Genomic DNA, 18,805 nt, shown 5'->3' on the forward strand with positions numbered 1-18,805 from the left:
GCCGGTAAAATGCGCCGGTATATCTGATTGCCGGTGAATCCATGCGTCGTCCCGTTTCCCTGTCTGTGACCCTGCTCGCCACCGCGGTGCTGGGCCTGTCCGCCTGCAAGCGCGTGGAGGCGCCTGCCGCTGAAGCCGCTGCCCCGCAGGCTCCGGCCGCTGCCGCCAAGGCCGATGGCGCACCCGATGCGATCGCCAACGACAATCTCAACGCCGTGCTGTGGATGCAGCGCGCGCAGGAGTACAAGGCGATCACCGAGCAGACCTACCGCGCCGCCGCCGACCACCTGGATGTGGCGCTGAAGGAAGCCCACTGGGATGCGCTGGTACCGGAGGAGCGCGGCAACGAGGCCAAGGGCCTGAAGCCGGCAGTGGTGCTGGACGTGGACGAGACCGTGCTGGACAACTCGCCCTACCAGGCGCGCCTGGTGCGCGATGGCAAGGAATACGATGAACTGAGCTGGGACCAGTGGGTGGCCGAAAAGAAGGCCAAGGCCATTCCCGGCGTGGTCGATTTCGCCAAGGCCGCCAATGCCAAGGGCGTGACCCTGCTGTACATCTCCAACCGCGCCGTGCACCTGAAGGATGCCACCCTGGCCAACCTGCGCGAGCAGGGCCTGCCGGTGGCCGATGACAGCGTGTTCCTGGGCCTGGGCACCGTCGTTGAAGGCTGCGAGCAGGCCGGCAGCGAGAAGAACTGCCGCCGTCGCCTGGCCGGGCAGAAGTACCGCGTGCTGATGCAGTTCGGCGACCAGCTGGGCGACTTCGTGGAAGTGACCGCCAACACCAATGAAGGCCGTGATGCGCTGCTGCAGCAGTACCACGACTGGTTCGGCGAACGCTGGTGGATGCTGCCGAACCCGACCTACGGCGGCTTCGAGCCGGCCCAGTTCAACAACGACTACAGCCAGTCGCGCCAGGCCCGTCATGACGCCAAGCGCGCCGCGCTGGACTACGCACCGTGAGCCGCGCACCGCTGCCGCTGCGCGATGACGAGCGCCTGATCTTCGCGCTGGACGTGCCCGACCGTGTGCAGGCGCTGGAGTGGGTGGACCGTCTCGGCGACAGCGTGGCGTTCTACAAGATCGGCATGGAACTGCTGGCCTCCGGCGAGTACTTCCAGGTGCTCGATGAGCTGGCCCGCCGCGACAAGCGCGTGTTCGTCGACCTGAAGTTCTTCGACATCCCGGCCACCGCTGCGGCGGTGATCAAGCGCCTGTCGCAGTGGCCGGTCAGCTACGCCACCATCCATGGCTGGCACCCGGCCATGATGGAGGCCTGCGCGGCCACCAACAGCGGCGACATGCGCCTGCTGGCGGTGACCGTGCTGACCTCGATGGGCCGCCAGGACCTGGCGCAGATGGGCATCGACCGCGAACCGGTCGACGTGGTGGTCGAGCGCGCGCTGGCCGCCCAGGCCGCCGGCATCGATGGCGTGATCGCCTCGGGCCAGGAAGCGGGGCCGATCCGTGCCGCCACGGGCGCAGGCTTCTCGATCGTCTGCCCGGGCATCCGTCCGGGTGGCCCGGTCGGCGACGACCAGAAGCGCACCGTTGGCGTGGCCCAGGCCTTCGCCGATGGCGCTGACGCCATTGTGGTGGGCCGCCCGATCCGCCTGGCGACCGACCCGCAGGCCGCAGCACGGGCGATCCAGCAGGAAATCGCGTCGGCGCTGGCTGCGCGCTGAGATCCCGCGGCCAGGGTTGCGGGCTCGAACGCCATCCTGCCCCGCGCAGGATGGCGTTTCTGCATCTGCCAAGCAGTGGTTGTGCCCGAATCGCCGCAAAACCTGCCGTAGATTTCATGGGACCGTGATGGCGGGAATCACATTCCAATTAAATCAATGGTTTATTCCAAGTTACGTAAAGTGTTGCCTTAAGTTGAAGCGCAGCGTAGGATCGCCGCCATCCGGTCCTCGGGCCGGACATGTGCCACAACACTGTCCACCGGCCTTGTTGCCGGCTTGAAGAGCCTGTGATCCCCGTGATCCCGGCTCTTTTTTTATGCGCGGGGCCCGGTCCGGGGTCAGATCCCTTCTGCCAAGGGCAGAAGGGATCTGACCCCAAGTTGCCCCCCGGCTTGCCGCTGTCACGTCGCAGGCCGCAAGATGCGGACCGGTCCGGGGAGTCCGAGTGCATGAGCGTAGCGGTGCGAGGAAGGTCTGCGCGTGGGTGGGGGCTGGCAGCCATGCTGCTGCTGGCGGTGGCTGCGTGCCGTGATTCAGCCGACGATCCGGCCAAGCCGGCAGCCGAGCCGGTCGCGGCGGTGCAGGCGATGGCGCTGCGCCTGGCCGAGGACGATCTGGTCGGCTACGCAAAGCTGTCGGTGCCGCCGAGCCAGTACCCGCGCCTGCAACAGGCCTGGACCGAAGGCCACAGCCAATGGCCGCTGACCGAACTGCCGCTGGGCGACCAGCTGCTGCCGATGCTGGCCGCACTGCGCAAACCCAATGCCAGCGCCGAACTGCAGCGCAGCTTCGATCGCCAGCTGGCCGGACAGGCCGGCGCCGTTCGCCAGGCCGCACAGTCGATGGGCAACTTCGGCGTGCAGTATCTGCGCCATCAGAAGGGCTACACACCGGGCCAGCAGGCGCATTACATCGCCCTCGTCGAAACCCTCGCCAGCTGGGCGCAGGGCGCACCCATCAGCGACCGTGCGCGTGCCCGCAGCACCATCGCCGCGCTGGTCGGCGCCGCCAACAAGGTCGGCTTCGGCGACGAGGCCGGCCTGCAGGCCGCGGGCATGGAAGGCAGCCTGGAGCAGCTGGCGCCGTTCATCCACACCCTCAAGGCGGTGCTCGGCAGTTACGGGCTGGGCGTGGACGACGCGTTGCGCAGCGTGCGCGGCGAACTGCTGTCGGTGGAAGGCGACAACGCGCTGGTACGCCTGCGCTACGTCCTCGCTGGTCGCGAGATGAGCCTGCAGTTGCCGCTGAGCCGGCGCGAAGGCCACTGGTACCTGACCCGAACCCTGGCCGACACCGACGCCCTGCTGCGCAAGGCCGATGCGGCCCGCGCCGCCGCCGCACCCGAACCGGTTGAAGCCCCCGCCGAGGGTGGGGAAGCGGCAACGCCACCGCCTAAGCCATAATGGCGCCGATGTCGAAACAGAACCCGCTGCCGTTCCCCGGCGAAGAATCCCAGTCGACGCCCGCCGATACGGTGCCGGCGTCCCCCTCGACCGGTACCGGCCCAAACCCGGTACCGCCGCCCGCGCATGCGCGTCCGGCCGGCCGCCGCCCGCTGTGGGCTCGCCTGCTGGGCCGCCTGGTCGAGCCGTGGCTGTCGCTGAAGATCGAGCCGGAAGACCCGGGCCAGTACAACGATGGCCGCCCGGTCATGTATGTGCTGGAAGACTACGGCCTGTCCAACGCGCTGATCCTGGACAAGGCCTGCCGCCAAGCTGGCCTGCCGTCGCCGCTGGTGCCGCTGGCCGGCGACCCCACCGGGCGCAAGCGTGCTTACCTGGCACTGTCGCGTCGCAGCTCCAGCAATTCGCTGATCCCCGAGCAGCGTGGTGCCAAGACCCATTCGGACTCGCTGGCCAAGGTCCTGCAGGCGCACCGCGTGCGCGAGGATCTGGATGTGCACCTGGTGCCGGTGTCGATCTTCGTCGGCCGCGCGCCGGACAAGCAGAGCGGCTGGTTCGCGGTGCTGTTCTCGGAAAACTGGGCGCTGGTCGGCCGCTTCCGCCGCCTGCTGGCGGTGCTGCTGAATGGCCGCAGCACCATCGTCCGCTTCGCACCGCCGATCTCGCTGCGCAACACCGTCGACGAAGGCCTGGAGCCGGAGCGCACGGTGCGCAAGCTGCAGCGCGTGCTGCGTACCCATTTCCGCCGCATCCGTGAATCGGTGATCGGCCCGGATCTGTCGACCCGGCGCCTGCTGGTGGACCAGGTACTGGCCGCCGAACCGGTACGCGAGGCGATCGCCGCGCAGGCCAAGCGCGACAATTCCAAGCCGGCCGATGCCTGGAAGAAGGCGCACACCTACGCCTGGGAAATCGCCGCGGACTACTCCAGCCCGGTGGTGCGGTCGGCCAGCTTCATGCTCAGCCACGTGTGGAACCGCATCTATGCGGGCGTGCTGGTGCACCATCTGGACAAGTTCAAGGCTGCCGCACCGGGCCACGAAGTGGTCTACGTGCCCAGCCACCGCAGCCACATGGACTATCTGTTGCTGTCCTACCTGCTGTACGACCGTGGCATCGTGCCGCCGCACATCGTGGCCGGCATCAACCTGAACCTGCCGGTGGTCGGCACCCTGCTGCGCAAGGGCGGTGCGTTCTTCATCCGCCGCTCGATCCGCGGCAACGCGCTGTACTCGGCCGTGCTCAGCGAGTACGTCGCGCAGCTGGTGGCCGGTGGCTACTCGCTGGAGTACTTCGTCGAAGGTGGCCGTTCGCGCACCGGCCGCCTGCTGCAGCCCAAGGGCGGCATGATCTCGATGACGCTGCGCGCGTTCCTGCGCCAGCCGCGCAAGCCGGTGCTGTTCCAGCCCATCTACATCGGCTACGAGAAGCTGATGGAGGGCGGCAGCTACCTGGACGAACTGTCCGGACGACCGAAGGAAAAGGAATCGATCTGGTCGCTGCTGTGGGGCATCCCCAAGGTGCTCAAGCAGAACTACGGCCAGGTGGTGGTGAACTTCGGCGAGCCGATCGCGCTGAACGACGTGCTGGCCGAGAAGGCCCCGGAGTGGAAGGGCGAGGCGGTCTCCGAGGACGAGAAGCCGGCGTGGCTGTCGACCACGGTGGATACGCTGGCCGAACGCATCCAGGTGCGCATCAATGGCGCCGCCGACGTCAACCCGATCAACCTGCTGGCGCTGGCGCTGCTGTCCACGCCGAAGCACGCGATGGGCGAGGCCGACCTGATCGCGCAGATCGAGCTGTGCAAGACCCTGCTGGTCGAGATGCCGTACTCGGATCGGGTGACGGTGACTCCGCACTCGCCGGAACGGATCATCGCCCACGCCGAGGAAATCAACGTCCTCACCCGCATCAAGCATCCGCTGGGCGACGTGCTCAGCGTCAGCGGCGATACCGCGGTGCTGCTGAGCTACTTCCGCAACAACGTGCTGCATTTGTTCACCGCCTCGTCGTGGGTGGCCTGCTGCTTCCAGAACAACCGCCGCATGAGCCGCACCGGCCTGGTCCAGCTGGGCCGCACGGTGTACCCGTTCCTGCAGGCCGAGCTGTTCCTGCCGTGGAGCGAAGACGAGTTCGCGCAGCGCATCGACCAGACCATCAACGTGTTCGTGCGCGAGGGCCTGCTGCAGAACGTCAACGACGACGACGGCGGCATCCTGGCGCGCAACACCGGGCAGACCGACGAGGTGTTCCGCCTGCGTGCGATCGGCCACTCGCTGCAGCAGGCGTTCGAGCGCTACTACATCGCCATCTCGGTGCTGGTGAAGAATGGCCCGGGCGTGCTGGGCGCGGCCGAGCTGGAAAGCCTGTGCCAGCAGGCGGCGCAGCGCTTGAGCCTGCTCTATGCACCGGCCGCGCCGGAGTTCTTCGACCGCACCCTGTTCCGTGGCTTCATCCAGAAGCTGCGCGAACTGCGCCTGGTGTGGCCGGACGAGAACAGCAAGCTGCTGTTCGACGAGCGCCTCGATGCCTGGGCCAAGGACGCCAAGTTCATCCTCGGCCGCGAACTGCGCCACACCATCGAACGGGTCAGCCCGGAAGCGGCCCGCCTGGACGAGCCCGCGCCACAGGATTGAAGGTAGCGCCGGGCCATGCGGTGGGTGCGGACCGTGGTCCGCACACCTCCCGTCTGTGCCAACCAGGGTTGGCACCCCCCAGGACCGGCGCTACGCCGGTTCGTCGGGAATCTGCAGGCTTTCCAGCTTGGCGATGCAGTCCTTCAACTGCAGCTTGCGCCGCTTCAGGCGCTTGGATTCCAGTTCGTCCTCGCCATTGGCGGCCATGCGGGTGATCTGTTCATCCAGCAGGCGATGCTCGGCGCGCAGGGCGGCGAGGCGTTCGACGATCTCGGCGGGGCTGTAGGTGTCCACGACCTCCGAGCATACACAGCGATGATGACTGCCGGGAGAGGGGAATCCCGACCCCCGGCCGGGGCGGCTCCGAGCCGTTAGAATGGAACCCATGAGTGCCGTGATTTCCCTTCCCGATCCCCTGCCGCGTTCCCAGCCGCGCGCCGCCCGCGATCCGCGGCTGGCCGAGCGCGAACAGCACAAGCTGGCCAAGCGCCTGCGCCGCCAGGTCGGCGAGGCGATCGCCGACTTCGGCATGATCGAGGCCGGTGACAAGGTGATGGTCTGCCTGTCCGGCGGCAAGGACAGTTACACCCTGCTGGACGTGCTGCTGCAGCTGCAGAAGAAGGCGCCGGTGCCGTTCGAGCTGGTGGCGGTGAACCTGGACCAGAAGCAGCCGGACTTCCCCGAGCATGTGCTGCCGGAGTACCTGGCCGGGCTGGGCGTGCCGTACCACATCATCGAGCAGGACACCTATTCGGTGGTCAGCCGGGTCATTCCGGAAGGCAAGACCATGTGTTCGCTGTGCTCGCGCCTGCGTCGTGGCGCGCTGTACAACTACGCCGAAACCCACGGTTTCACCAAGATCGCGCTGGGCCACCACCGCGACGACATGGTGGCCACGTTCTTCATGAACCTGTTCCACCACGCCAAGCTGTCGGGCATGCCGCCGAAGCTGCGCAGCGACGACGGCAAGCATGTGGTGATCCGGCCGCTGGCCTACGTGCGCGAGAGCGACATCGTCGACTACGCGCAGGCACGCCAGTTCCCGATCATTCCCTGCAACCTGTGCGGCAGCCAGGAGAACCTGCAGCGCCGCCAGGTCGGCCTGATGCTGAAGCAGTGGGAAAAGGACCACCCGGGCCGCATCGAGCAGATCGCGCGCGCCATGGGCGAAGTGCGGCCCTCGCAGCTGGCTGACACCACCCTGTTCGACTTCATGGCGCTGGGCCGTCGCGACGACGCGCCGCTGCCCGACGCCCATGCCTGGCTGGCCGGTTCCCCGGCCGACGCCGACGCAGATCCCGAGACGCCCGCCGTTTAAGGCCGGCCGCCCTTCCTCTTTGCCATCCGGAATTCCATGTTCTTTCGCAACCTGACGTTCTTCCGTTTCCCGACCACCACCGATTTTTCCGAAGTCGACACCCTGCTGCCGCACGCCCTGCTGAAGCCGGTGGGTGCGCTGGAAATGAACTCGCGCGGTTTCATTTCGCCGTTCGGCCGCGAGGAGAAGGAACTGCTCTCCCACCGCATCGCCGAGCACCTGTGGCTGACTGTGGGTGGCGAGGACAAGATCCTGCCGGCGGCGGTGGTCAACGACCTGCTCGAGCGCAAGCTGGAGGAGATCGAGGAGAAGGAAGGCCGCCGCCCGGGTGGCCGCGAACGCAAGCGCATGAAGGACGACCTGCTGCATGAACTGCTGCCGCGCGCCTTCGTGAAGTCTTCGCGCAACGACGCCTTCATCGACCTGCAGCACGGCTACGTGGCGGTGGACACCTCCAGCCGCAAGACCGGCGAGTACTTCATGTCCGACATCCGCGGCCTGCTCGGCAGCTTCCCGGCCATGCCGCTGAACGCCGAAGTCGCGCCGCGCTCGATCCTGACCGGCTGGATCGCCGGCGAGCCGCTGCCGACCGGGCTGAGCCTGGGCGAAGAGTGCGAGATGAAGGATCCGGTGGAAGGTGGCGCGGTGGTCAAGTGCCAGCACCAGGAGCTGCGTTGCGACGAGATCGACAAGCACCTGGACGCCGGCAAGCAGGTGACCAAGCTGGCACTGATCTTCGAGGACAACCTGTCCTTCGTGATCGGCGACGACCTGATCGTGCGCAAGCTGAAGTTCCTCGACGGTGCCCTGGACCAGCTGGAGCATGCCGACGAAGACGGCCGCCGCGCCGAGTTCGACGCCCGCTTCGCCCTGCAGAGCGCCGAGATCCGCCGCCTGTTCCTGTTGCTGGAAGAAGCCTTCAAGCTCAGCAAGGCCGACTGAACAGGCAGCCCGACGGCCGCCGGTCATCCGGCGGCCCGAAGCAGCGCTATGCTGGGCGCATGAGCCGTCTGCTGCGCCGCCTGATCAGCCCGACCCCGCCCGCCACCGTACAGCGCGACACCGTTCGCCTGCGGCTGGAGGATGCCGAGATCGAGGTGCTGCGCGTGCGTGATCCGCGTGCGCGGCGCATCAAGCTGAGCGTGGACGAACGCGGCGCGCGCCTGACGCTGCCGCCGCGGGCAAGCCTGGTGATGGGCGAACGTTTCCTGGAACAGCACCGCGACTGGCTGGCGCTGCAGCTGCGCCAGTACCAGGGCCAGGGCCTGCCGGCACCGCTGCAGCCGGGCGAGGACGGCGTGCTGCCCCTGCGCGGCGAACTGCTGCCGCTGCGCTGGCAGGAAGGCCGCTACGCGCGCCTGGAGATCGACGCGCACGGTGCCTGCGTGCAGTGGCCGACCCGTGGTGGGGACGCCACCCTGCGCCGCCTGCTGCGCGAGTTCTACGAAGCGCAGACCCGCGCCGACGTCGGCCGCTGGCTGCCGAAGTACCTGCCTACCCTGCCGCGCGCACCCAGCCGCCTGCGGCTGAAAGTGATGTCCTCGCAGTGGGGCTCGCTGGCGCCCGACGGCAGCATGGCACTGGACCTGGCCCTGGTGCTGGGCCGCTCCGACGCGTTCGAGTACGTGCTGGTGCACGAACTCTGCCACCTGATCCAGCCCAATCACTCACCCGCGTTCTGGCACGAAGTGGAGCAACGCTTCCCCGCCTGGCGCGAGCAGCGCGACTACTTCCAGCTGGAAGGGCGACGCCTCAAAGCGATGCTGCGCCAGCTTCTGTAACTGTAGAGCCGAGCCCACGCTCGGCTGCCGTTGAATGCAGCCGAGCATGGGCTCGGCGCTACAGAAGCGCGCACAGCGCGCGACCCGCTCCTGTTCTTCCTTCCTTCTTCCGTGGTGGGCACACCGGAAACTGTCCGTGGCCGGGTGGGGGGGGGTTGCGCAGGGGCGTGAGCCGCATGGGTCCGAGGCACGCCTCGGGCGGGTTGGGCAGGACGCCCAACCCCGGTCTTGCTGTGTGCGCAGGAAAGCGCACACGAGCAAGCGGCGACCGAGCTTACAAGGGTGAAGGCGCTTTGCTTGCGAAGCACTGCTTCGCAAGCGCCTGAACGAACAGCCGCCAGCGGCTGGGCCGGGCCCCGGAGGGGGACTTGCAGCGACCCCTGCGCAATCCACCCCATTCGGCCAAGCACGGCTTCTGATTTGAACGACCCACCACGAGGGGCTCAGCCGTTGGCCGAAACCCTCACCCCGCCCGCAACGCCGCCGCCGCCGCCCACCGCGCCGCCACCCGCGGCGCGGTAATGCACACCGCCTGGTCGGTCACCGTCGTCACCGCCCGCTCCAGCAGTTGGATATCCGCCTCATGCTGGCGCGCCACATGCGGGTCCTCGAAGAAGATCGCGCGCTGGCAGCGCCCTTCCAGCACGCGGTCTGCAATCTGCGCATCACCGCCCATCGGGCCGCTCTGGTAGCGCGTCACCCACGGCGTATCGCTGGGCCAGCCACGGCTCCAGGCCAGCTCGTTCAAACGTTGGCCGGTAGTACCGGTTGCCACCCGTTCACCGAACCGGGCCAGCACCTCGAAGTGCTCGTCGGCGAAGGCCAGCATCGCCGGCTTCATCGCGTCGTGCGCGATCAGCGCCAGCGTCTGCTCCTCGAATGCATGCAGGTCGTCAGCCCCGGCATCGGCGGCCAGGCCGGCGTGGATGCGTTCCACCTCGATCCAGTCGCGCGCAGTGGCCACGGTGGAGATGAACGGCTTGCCGTGGATCACGCACTGCCGCTTCAGCGCCGTGGCTTCCGGAAACACGGAGGACGGATCGACCGGATCGATCAGGTAGATCGCGCCATCCAGCGTCCGTTCCGGCCCCATGCCAACCACCTCGGCGACCAGCTTCATCAGGCCACCCTCGCGACCGTAGGGATAGCGATGCAGGCTCCCGTATCCGGCCAGGAAGCCCTGCCGCTCGATCGCGTCATGGGTGCGGCCGACCGCATGCAATGACACGCCCAGCTCGCGCAGGCCGGGTTCGCTGGCGCGCAGCCAGCGGAACAGGGCGGCGCGCGCGTCGTGGTGATGGAGACGGTTGGCGGCCAGGCCGATGCGCATCGAATGCTCCGCAGGTAGGGGTGAAAGCGGCAGTGTATGTCGGCATCTCCTCTACTTGCTGCTTTTACAACTTTCTTCATTGCTACCCGCACGCGCGTCGCTAGCGTGACAGGCAGCGGTACCGCAGCGCGGCCGTTCATTTCCGCCCGCGAAAAGAGGATGCCCATCGTGAACGTCGCTGGCATGCGTGCCGCCGCTGCGGTCATGGCCTGCGTGCTGTCGCCCATTACCGCCGCGGCTGCGGAGTGTGGGACGCCCCTGCGCATTGCCTGGCCCGCCGATCGCGCGCCCCTGTCTTCCAGTGAAGAGGGCGAGCCGAAAGGGCTCAGCGCGGAATACCTGGCGCTGCTGGGCGCACGACAGTTGCTGCAGCCCCAGCCATTGCCATCGGCCGCCGTCGCGGAAGGTGCGGTGCCCGCCGGCATCCAGGCCCTGCTGGGTTGGCCGCGCTCGCAGCTGCCGGCGGGCTGGGTGGCCAGTACCGCTTACCAGCAGCTGCCACAGGTGATCGTGCGCCGCCGCGATGCGCCGCCGATGCTGGGCCTGGAAGGGCTGCGCGGGAAGACCGTGGTCAGTCCCGACGCGGTGTCGCTGAGCGCAATGCTGGCCGAGCATGCGCCCGGTGCACAGCTGCTGCCGCCTGCGCCGATGGATGACGGATTGGCCCTGCTGGGAGCGGGCCTGGTCGATGCGGTGATCGCCAACCTCGGCGAGGCCGAGGCCGGCCTGCGCAGCTACCGGGGCACGCCGCTGGTGATCGCCGCGCCGGCGGGTATCGACGACGCGCTGGTGCTGGCCACCGTGCCGGCCTGTGCCGGTGTCGTCAGCGCGTTCGACCAGGCCATCTCGCAGCTTTCCGGCGCCGAGCATGAAGCGATCCGCAACGCGTGGCTGCCGGACCAGCCACGTCCCCAACCACCGCTGTCGCCGCTGCGCTGGCTGGTGTCGTCTTCGCTGATCCTGCTGGCGCTCGTACTGGTGTACGCCTTCGGCTACTGGCGCGTGCATCGCGAGAGTGAGCGTCGCCACGTGGCTGCGCAACGCCTGCAGGAGGTGACCTCGAACCTGCCAGCGGTGGTCTATCAAGCGCGTCGCTCTGCCACCGGCCACTACAGCTTTCCCCAGATCGCAGGCGATGTGCAGGCGCTGTTCGGAATCAGCGTGGAAACCGCCCTGATCGATCAACAGCGCCTGCTGGCAGCGGTTCATCCCGATGACCGCTCGCGGCTGATGGACACCGTCGACGCCGCTGCCCTGGCGCGGGGCCCGATCGACGTCACCTTCCGCACGCGTTCGCCACAGGGCTGGCGTTGGGTCCGCTCGCATGGACGGCCGCTGTCCCTGGACAGCAGCGACGTCGAGTGGAGTGGCTACTGGATCGACGTAAGCGAAGAGCAGTCGCGCACCCATGCGCTGGCCGAGGCACGTCGTGCGGCCGAGCAGGCAGCGCTGGCCAAGGCCCACTTCCTGGCAACCATGAGCCACGAGATCCGCACGCCGATGAGCACCCTGCTGGGCATGCTCGAGCGGCTGGATGGCAGCAGTCTGGATCATCGCCAGCAACAGGTGCTGGTGACCGTGGGTGATGCTGCCCAGATGTTGCGTCAGATCCTGGACGATGTGCTGCACACCCAACGGCTGCAGGCACTGCCGCTGCAGCTGCGGCCCACGAGCGTGGCTGCGCTGGTGCGCGCGGTGCAGCAGTTGTTGATGCCGGTGGCGGCCAGCCGGAGCCTGCATCTGCGGATCGAACTTGATCCGGAACTGCAGGCCGGATCGCTGGCCGACGGCCTGCGCCTGCGCCAGATCCTGTTCAACCTTGCCGGCAACGCGCTCAAGTTCACCGAGCAGGGCGGCGTGGACCTGCAGGTGCAGGTGCTGCAGCAGCGCGAGGGCGGCCAACGTCTTCGCCTGCAGGTAAGTGACAGCGGTGTGGGCATCAGTCCGGAACGCCAACAGGCGGTGTTCGCTGCCTACACCCAGGCCGAGGCATCGACAACGCGCCGTTTTGGCGGCAGTGGCCTGGGCTTGGCGATCTGCCGTGAACTGGCCGCATCGATGGAAGCGGAACTTTGCCTGCGCAGCACGCCAGGCAAGGGCACCACCGTGTGGCTGGAACTGGATCTGGACGCCTGTGAGTTGCCTGCGGAGGCGTTGCCGCTTCCGGTAGAGGCGGCGCGGCCACTGTCATCGGCCCGGGTGCTGTTGGCTGAAGATCATCCCACCAACCTGCATCTGCTGGAGCAGCGGCTGCATGATCTGGGACTGCAGGTGCACGCCTGCACCGATGGTCGCCAGGCCTTTGAGGCCTGGCAGGCGCGGGCGTTCGACCTGGTCATCACCGACTGCCATATGCCGCACATGGATGGCTTCGCCTTGGCACGGGCCATCCGCGCCGACGCCTGCACGGTTCGCGCGCAGGTCCCGATCATCGCACTCACGGCCAGCGTGCTGGACCGCACCCGCGAGGCCTGCCGCGAAGCAGGCATCGATCATTTCCTGGCCAAGCCGGTAGAGGCGCAGGAACTGCGTGGCTTGCTGGCCATGCTGCTGGTGCCGGAATCAACGCGCCAGTAGGCGGATGATGCTGGCGGCGGCGTCGCGGCCTTCGGCCACGGCGGTCACCACCAGGTCGGCGCCACGCACTGCGTCGCCACCGGCGAACAGGCGTGGGTGCGCGGTCTGGAAGGGCAGGCGGTCCTTGCCCCCGGCCACGATGCGGCCGTTGGACTGGCCTTCCACGCCGTGTTCGGCCAGCCAGGCCGGAACGGTCGGCGAGAAGCCGAAGGCGATGATCACCACGTCCGCCTCCAGCAGCGATTCACTGCCGTCGATCGGCACCGCGTTCTGGCGGCCGTTGGTATCCGGCTCGCCCAGTCGGGTCTCGACCACGGTCACTCCGATCACTTCGTCATCGGCACCGGCTTCGATCGACAGCGGCTGGCGGTTGAACAGGAAGCGCACGCCTTCCTCGCGCGCATTGGCGACCTCGCGCGCGCTGCCGGGCATGTTGGCCTCGTCCCGGCGATAGGCGCACGTCACCTTGGCCGCGCCCAGCCGGACCGCGCTGCGCACGCAGTCCATGCCGGTATCGCCACCGCCGAGCACCACCACGCGCTTGCCGTTGAGATCGGGCAGGGCGATGGTGTCCTCCCAGCCGGCGATCGGCCGGCCCTTCGGATCATCACCACCGACGATGCGGCTGTTCTGCACCAGGAACGGCAACGCCGGCAGCACGCCCTTCAGGTCCTGCCCGTCGAGTCCACCGTCGGTATAGCGGTAGGCGCCGGTACCGACGAACACCGCATCGTGGCTGTCCAGCAACTGCTGCACGCTGAGGTCACGGCCGATCTCCACGCCGAGGCGGAACTGCACGCCCATGCCCTCGAGCACTTGGCGGCGGCGATGGATCACGTCCTTGTCCAGCTTGAAGCTGGGGATGCCGAACTGCAGCAGGCCGCCGATCTGTTCATAGCGGTCGTAGACCACCGCGGCAATGCCGGCGCGCGCCAGGCGGTCGGCACAGGCCAGTCCGGCCGGCCCGGCGCCTATCACCGCCACGCTGTGGCCGCTCGGCTGCACCGCGCCCAGGTCCGGGCGCCAGCCCGTGGCCAGCGCCGTATCGACGATGTACTTCTCGACCGCACCAATGGTGACCGCGCCGAATTCCTCCAGCGTGCAGCTGCCTTCGCACAGCCGGTCCTGCGGGCAGACGCGGCCGCACACTTCCGGCAGCGGGTTGGTGCTGTGGCACAGCGTGGCCGCCTCGTGGATGCGGTTCTCCTGTACCAGCTGCAGCCACTGCGGAATGGCGTTGTGCACCGGGCACTTCCAGCTGCAGTACGGATTGCCGCAGTCCAGGCAGCGGCCGGCCTGGTACTGTGCGTCTTCCTTGCCGAACTTTCCGTACAGCTCACCCCAGTCGCCGGAGGTGCGCAGTTCCACCGGAATGCGCTGCGGCATGGTGCGGGGCAGGTCGAGGAACTGGAAGGCGTGCTTGCGGCTCATGGCGGGCTCTGTGTTGTTTTCCGGGGGCCGGCCAGCGACCGGCACTACCGTTATGCGGCGCGGCGCAGGGTTTCGGTCAGCGACTCGATGCTGGCGGCCTTGGGTTTGACCAGCCAGAACTTGCCGATGTAATCGCGGAACTCGTCCAGGATCTGCTGCGCCCAGATGCTGCCGGTCAGCTCGCGGTGGCGGCCGATCAGGCGGTGCAGGTGCTGGCGGTAGTTCTCGAAGCCCTCGGCGGAGACGCGATGGATGTCGATCAGCTCGTGGTTGTAGCGATCGACGAAATCGCGGTCGACGTCCAGCACGTAGGCCAGGCCACCGGTGAAGCCGGCACCGAAGTTCAGGCCGACCTTGCCCAGTACCAGTACCACGCCGTCGGTCATGTACTCGCAGCAGTGATCACCGGCACCCTCGACCACTGCCAGCGCGCCGGAGTTGCGCACCGCGAAGCGCTCGCCTGCGCGACCTGCGGCGAACAGCTCGCCGCCGGTGGCGCCATACAGGCAGGTGTTGCCGATGATGGCGGTGCTGCGCGCCTCAAAGCGGGCGCCACGCGGCGGGCGAACCACCAGGCGGCCACCGGCCATGCCCTTGCCGACGTAGTCGTTGGCTTCGCCTTCCACTTCCAGGTGCAGGCCGCCGACATTGAAGGCACCGAAGCTCTGCCCGGCGCTGCCACGGAATCGGAGTTCCAGCGGTGCCTCGGCCATGCCCTGGTTGCCATGCGCGCGTGCCACTGCGCCAGCCAGGCGGGCGCCGATGCTGCGGTCGGTGTTGTGGATCAGGAAGCGGTGTTCGCCGCCGCGCTTGTGCTCGATGGCCGGCGCCATCAGGCCGTCCATCTGCGTGGCCAGGCTGTCCGGTGATTCGTACAGGCGCTGGGCGGCACGGTGGCTGCCCTCGTAGCGGCTGTCGGCCAGCAGGCGCGACAGGTCCACGCGCACACCGTCGCGCGGTGCGGCCTCGATCTGCCGCAGCAGGTCGGTGCGGCCGACGATCTCTTCCAGCGAACGCGCGCCCAGGTACGACAGCCAGCCGCGTACTTCCTCGGCCAGCAGGCGGAAGAAGTTCTCCACACGCTCGGGCTGACCGGTGAAGTGGTTCTCGCGCAGGCGCTCATCCTGTGTGGCCACGCCGGTGGCGCAGTTGTTGAGGTGGCAGATGCGCAGGTACTTGCAGCCCAGCACGATCATCGGCGCGGTGCCGAAGCCGAAGCTGTCCGCGCCCAGCAGCGCGGCCTTGACCACGTCCAGGCCGGTCTTCAGGCCGCCGTCGGTCTGCAGCAGGGTGCGCCCGCGCAGGTCGTTGGCCAGCAGCGCCTGGTGCGCTTCGGCCACGCCCAGTTCCCACGGCACGCCGGCATAGCGGATCGAGCTGATCGGCGAGGCACCGGTACCGCCGTCGTGGCCGGAAATGGTGATCAGGTCCGCGCCGGCCTTGACCACACCGGCGGCGATCGTACCCACACCGGCATGGCTGACCAGCTTCACCGACACCAGCGCGGTCGGGTTGACCTGCTTGAGGTCGTAGATCAGCTGGGCCAGGTCTTCGATCGAATAGATGTCGTGGTGCGGCGGCGGCGAGATCAGGCCGATGCCCGGGCGCGCATAGCGCAGGCGTGCGATCAGTTCATTGACCTTGTGACCCGGCAGCTGGCCGCCCTCGCCGGGCTTGGCACCCTGCGCGACCTTGATCTGCAGCACTTCGGCATTGACCAGGTATTCGGCGGTGACACCGAAGCGGCCGGAGGCCACCTGCTTGATCTTGCTGCGCCGCTGCGTGCCGTAGCGTGCGGGATCTTCGCCACCTTCGCCGGAATTGCTGCGGCCGCCGAGGCGGTTCATGGCAATGGCCAGCGCTTCGTGCGCTTCGGGCGACAGTGCGCCCAGGCTGATCGCCGCGGTATCGAAGCGCGGGAACAGGGCACTGGCAGGCGCCACTTCATCCAGCGGCACGGGCGTGGCCGCCGGCACCAGTTCCAGCAGGTCTCGCAGCGCCGACGGCGGCCGTGCATGCACGGCATCGCAGTACTGCTGCCACGCACGCGGGTCACCGCTGCGCGCCGCGCGCTGCAGGGTGGTGACCACGTCCGGGTTGTACATGTGGTACTCGCCGCCGTGCACGTACTTCAGCAGACCGCCAACATCCACGTCCTGCTGCGCGTCCCAGGCCTGCGCGCGCAGCTCACGCGCGTCGGCGTCCAGGCGGGCGAAGCCGGCGCCGCCGATGCGCGACGCCGTATCCGGGAAGCACAGGTCCACCACCTCCGGCTCCAGGCCGATGATCTCGAACAGCTGCGCACCGCGGTAGCTGGCCACGGTACAGATGCCCATCTTCGAGATGATCTTCGACAGGCCCTTGTAGACACCCTTGCGGTAGCGGCGGCCGATCTGCGATTGCTCACCGCCCTTGCTCAGCTTGAGGATGCCGCGGCGGCCCAGGTCGAACAGGGTCTGGTAGGCCAGATACGGATACACCGCGGTGGCACCGAAGCCGAGCAGGCAGGCCATGTGGTGCGGGTCGCGCGCGGTGCCGGTCTCGACGATCAGGTTGACGTCGCAGCGCAGGCCCAGGCGCGAGAGGTGGTGATGGATGGCGCTGGTGGCAAGCAGCGCATGCACCATCGGCCGCGCGGCCACCGGGTAGCGGTCGGACAGCAACAGCATCACCATGCCATCGCGTGCGGCCTGCTCGGCCTCGGCGCAGATACGCTCGATACCGGCGCGCAGGCCTTCGTCTTCGCTGTAGGACAGATCAAGCAGGCGGTTGGCCTGCACGTACTGGTCCATCTTCAGCAGCTGGCGCAGCTTGCGCTGGCTCAGTACCGGCGAATTGAGGATGACGTGGTTCACCGTCTCCGGGCCGGCATGGAAGATGTTGGTCTCCTTGCCGAGCTGGGTGGACAGGGACATCGCGCAGTCTTCGCGCAGCGGATCGATCGGTGGGTTGGTGACCTGCGCGAAGGCCTGGCGGAAGTAGTCGTACAGCGGACGGCTGCGTTGGCTGAGGACGGCCATCGGCGTGTCATCGCCCATCGAGCCGGTGGCTTCCTGCTCGGTCTCGGCCAGCGGACGCAGCACCTGCTCCACTTCCTCGCTGCTGAGCTGGTAAAGCTTGTGGTAGCTGCGCAGGGTGCCTTCGTCGAAGGGCTCTTCCACCAGCGACGGGTCGATCAGTTCGGTCTGCAGGTAGGTCACGCCCTGCTGCAGCCATTGCTTGTACGGCGCGCGGCCACGGTTGATGCGGTCCACCGCGTCCGAGTCAAGCAGATCGCCGCGCTTGAGGTCGATGGCCACCATCTCGCCGGGCCCGAGCTTGCCCTTGCGCACCACGCGTTCGGTCGGCACTTCCCACACGCCGGCTTCGGAGGCGACCAGGAAGTGGCGGTCGGCGGTCAGCATCCAGCGCGCCGGGCGCAGGCCATTGCGGTCCAGCGTACACACGGCGTAGCGGCTGTCGCAGGCGACGATGCCGGCCGGGCCGTCCCACGGCTCGCTGTTCAGGCCGTGAAACTCGTAGAAGGCCGCCAGGTCCGGGTCCTTGAATTCCAGCGACTGGGTAGCCGGCGGTACCAGGATGCGCAGCGCCTGGATCAGCTCCATGCCACCGGCGACCATCAGTTCCAGCATGTTGTCCAGGCTCTGCGAATCCGAACCGTGCATGGAGATGACCGGATCGAACTCGGCGATGTCGAAGCGCGGTGTCTTCCACACCTTGCTGCGCGCCTGCGCCCAGCGCCGGTTGCCTTCGATGGTGTTGATCTCGCCGTTGTGGGCGAGCATGCGGAACGGGTGGGCCAGCGGCCAGCGCGGCAGCGTATTGGTGGAGAAGCGCTGGTGGAACACGATCGCGCTGGAGGCCAGTTCGCGGCGCTGCAGGTCCGGATAGAAGCGGCTGAGCTTGTCCGGCAGCACCATGCCCTTGTAGCTGATCGCATCCGGGGTGAGGGTGGTGACGTAGAAGTCGGCGTGTTCGCGCAGCTGCTGCTCGCTGCGGCGACGGGCCAGGAACAGCGCCAGCGCGAAGCCGGCATCATCCTGGCCGACGCCGGCGTCGACGAACACCTGTTCGATGCGCGGCAGCGTGTCGCGCGCCAGCTGGCCGCAGACGCTGTCGTCGGTGGGTACCTCGCGCCAGCCGGCAACCTTGCAGCCCACCGCTTCCACCTGCGCCTGCAGCTGCGCGCGGCAGGCCTGGGCCGCGCCGGCATCGTGCGGCAGGAACACCAGGCCGGCAGCGAAGCGCGCGGTGGTGGCGATGCCGGCCTCGCTGGCCAGCAGTTTCAGGAACGCATCGGGGCGGCGCAGCAGCAGGCCGCAGCCATCGCCGGTCAGGCCGTCGGCGGCCACGCCACCACGGTGGGTCATGCGCGAAAGCGCGGCGATGGCGGTATCAACCAACAGGCGCGATGGTTGATCGTCGAGCTGGGCGACCATGCCAAATCCACAGGCATCGCGCTCGGAGCGCGGGTCGTAAAGCCCTTGGCGGTTGCGGGGGGCCATCTCTACCTCGATGCGTATAGGGTTGGCGGCGACACTCGTCCCCGCTCATTCCCTGGAGCGCATCGTGAGGCCACCGGATGCCTCGACTAGATCACAGGTTGCTGCAACGCCGCAATACACGGTTGCAGGTGCAACGG

Annotated in this window: 12 protein-coding genes; 8 read left to right on the forward strand and 4 right to left on the reverse strand. The window is 68.0% G+C overall.

Features of this window, described 5'->3' with window-relative positions; genetic code table 11:
• Positions 1–41: 41 nt before the first annotated feature.
• From AASM09_RS00240 to plsB, 4 genes are all read left to right on the forward strand, one after another.
• Positions 42–965, forward strand: coding sequence for a 5'-nucleotidase, lipoprotein e(P4) family (locus AASM09_RS00240; RefSeq protein WP_049430918.1), 924 nt, complete (start codon positions 42–44; stop codon positions 963–965).
• Complete coding sequence (gene pyrF, locus AASM09_RS00245; RefSeq protein WP_049430916.1) at positions 962–1,687, forward strand: orotidine-5'-phosphate decarboxylase; 726 nt, start codon at positions 962–964, stop codon at positions 1,685–1,687. Before AASM09_RS00240 ends, pyrF begins: the two co-directional genes overlap by 4 nt.
• A 449-nt stretch (positions 1,688–2,136) precedes the next feature.
• Positions 2,137–3,090, forward strand: a complete 954-nt coding sequence (locus AASM09_RS00250; protein WP_049430914.1) for a hypothetical protein — start codon at positions 2,137–2,139, stop codon at positions 3,088–3,090.
• On the forward strand, positions 3,090–5,726 hold the full coding sequence (gene plsB / locus AASM09_RS00255) for a glycerol-3-phosphate 1-O-acyltransferase PlsB (protein WP_049430913.1): 2,637 nt from the start codon (positions 3,090–3,092) through the stop codon (positions 5,724–5,726). The genes AASM09_RS00250 and plsB overlap by 1 nt, the downstream gene beginning before the upstream one ends.
• A gap of 90 nt (positions 5,727–5,816) precedes the next feature.
• Here the strand turns inward: plsB and AASM09_RS00260 are convergent, their stop codons facing one another.
• Positions 5,817–6,020 carry a YdcH family protein gene (locus AASM09_RS00260; protein WP_049430910.1) on the reverse strand — a complete coding sequence of 68 codons (204 nt, stop codon included), beginning with the start codon at positions 6,018–6,020 and terminating at the stop codon, positions 5,817–5,819.
• A 91-nt stretch (positions 6,021–6,111) separates the two neighbouring features.
• On the opposite strand from AASM09_RS00260, the gene ttcA reads away from it, so the two are divergent.
• The 3 genes from ttcA to AASM09_RS00275 are packed head-to-tail and all read left to right on the forward strand — an operon-like array spanning position 6,112 to position 8,825.
• Positions 6,112–7,044: a tRNA 2-thiocytidine(32) synthetase TtcA gene (gene ttcA / locus AASM09_RS00265; RefSeq protein WP_180849206.1), complete on the forward strand. Its 933-nt coding sequence runs from the start codon at positions 6,112–6,114 to the stop codon at positions 7,042–7,044.
• A gap of 36 nt (positions 7,045–7,080) precedes the next feature.
• Positions 7,081–7,986: a recombination-associated protein RdgC gene (locus tag AASM09_RS00270; RefSeq protein WP_005411825.1), complete on the forward strand. Its 906-nt coding sequence runs from the start codon at positions 7,081–7,083 to the stop codon at positions 7,984–7,986.
• Between the two features lie 59 nt (positions 7,987–8,045).
• The gene (locus AASM09_RS00275; RefSeq protein WP_049430906.1) at positions 8,046–8,825 is read left to right on the forward strand and encodes a M48 family metallopeptidase; all 780 of its coding nucleotides are present in this window, start codon (positions 8,046–8,048) and stop codon (positions 8,823–8,825) included.
• A 463-nt stretch (positions 8,826–9,288) separates the two neighbouring features.
• On the opposite strand, the gene AASM09_RS00280 is transcribed toward AASM09_RS00275, so the two are convergent.
• Positions 9,289–10,155, reverse strand: coding sequence for a methylglyoxal synthase (locus AASM09_RS00280; RefSeq protein WP_049430904.1), 867 nt, complete (start codon positions 10,153–10,155; stop codon positions 9,289–9,291).
• Between the two features lie 168 nt (positions 10,156–10,323).
• On the opposite strand from AASM09_RS00280, the gene AASM09_RS00285 reads away from it, so the two are divergent.
• Entirely contained in the window at positions 10,324–12,732 is a 2,409-nt protein-coding gene (locus AASM09_RS00285; RefSeq protein WP_049430931.1) for an ATP-binding protein, read from the forward strand.
• Here the strand turns inward: AASM09_RS00285 and AASM09_RS00290 are convergent.
• Positions 12,718–14,163, reverse strand: coding sequence for an FAD-dependent oxidoreductase (locus AASM09_RS00290; protein ID WP_049430900.1), 1,446 nt, complete (start codon positions 14,161–14,163; stop codon positions 12,718–12,720). The two genes, AASM09_RS00285 and AASM09_RS00290, sit on opposite strands and share 15 nt — an antisense overlap.
• Before the next feature lie 50 nt (positions 14,164–14,213).
• On the reverse strand, positions 14,214–18,668 hold the full coding sequence (gene gltB / locus AASM09_RS00295) for a glutamate synthase large subunit (RefSeq protein WP_100443735.1): 4,455 nt from the start codon (positions 18,666–18,668) through the stop codon (positions 14,214–14,216).
• Between the last annotated feature and the right edge of the window lie 137 nt (positions 18,669–18,805).

This window comes from Stenotrophomonas maltophilia (assembly GCF_039555535.1).
GTDB lineage: Bacteria > Pseudomonadota > Gammaproteobacteria > Xanthomonadales > Xanthomonadaceae > Stenotrophomonas > Stenotrophomonas maltophilia_Q.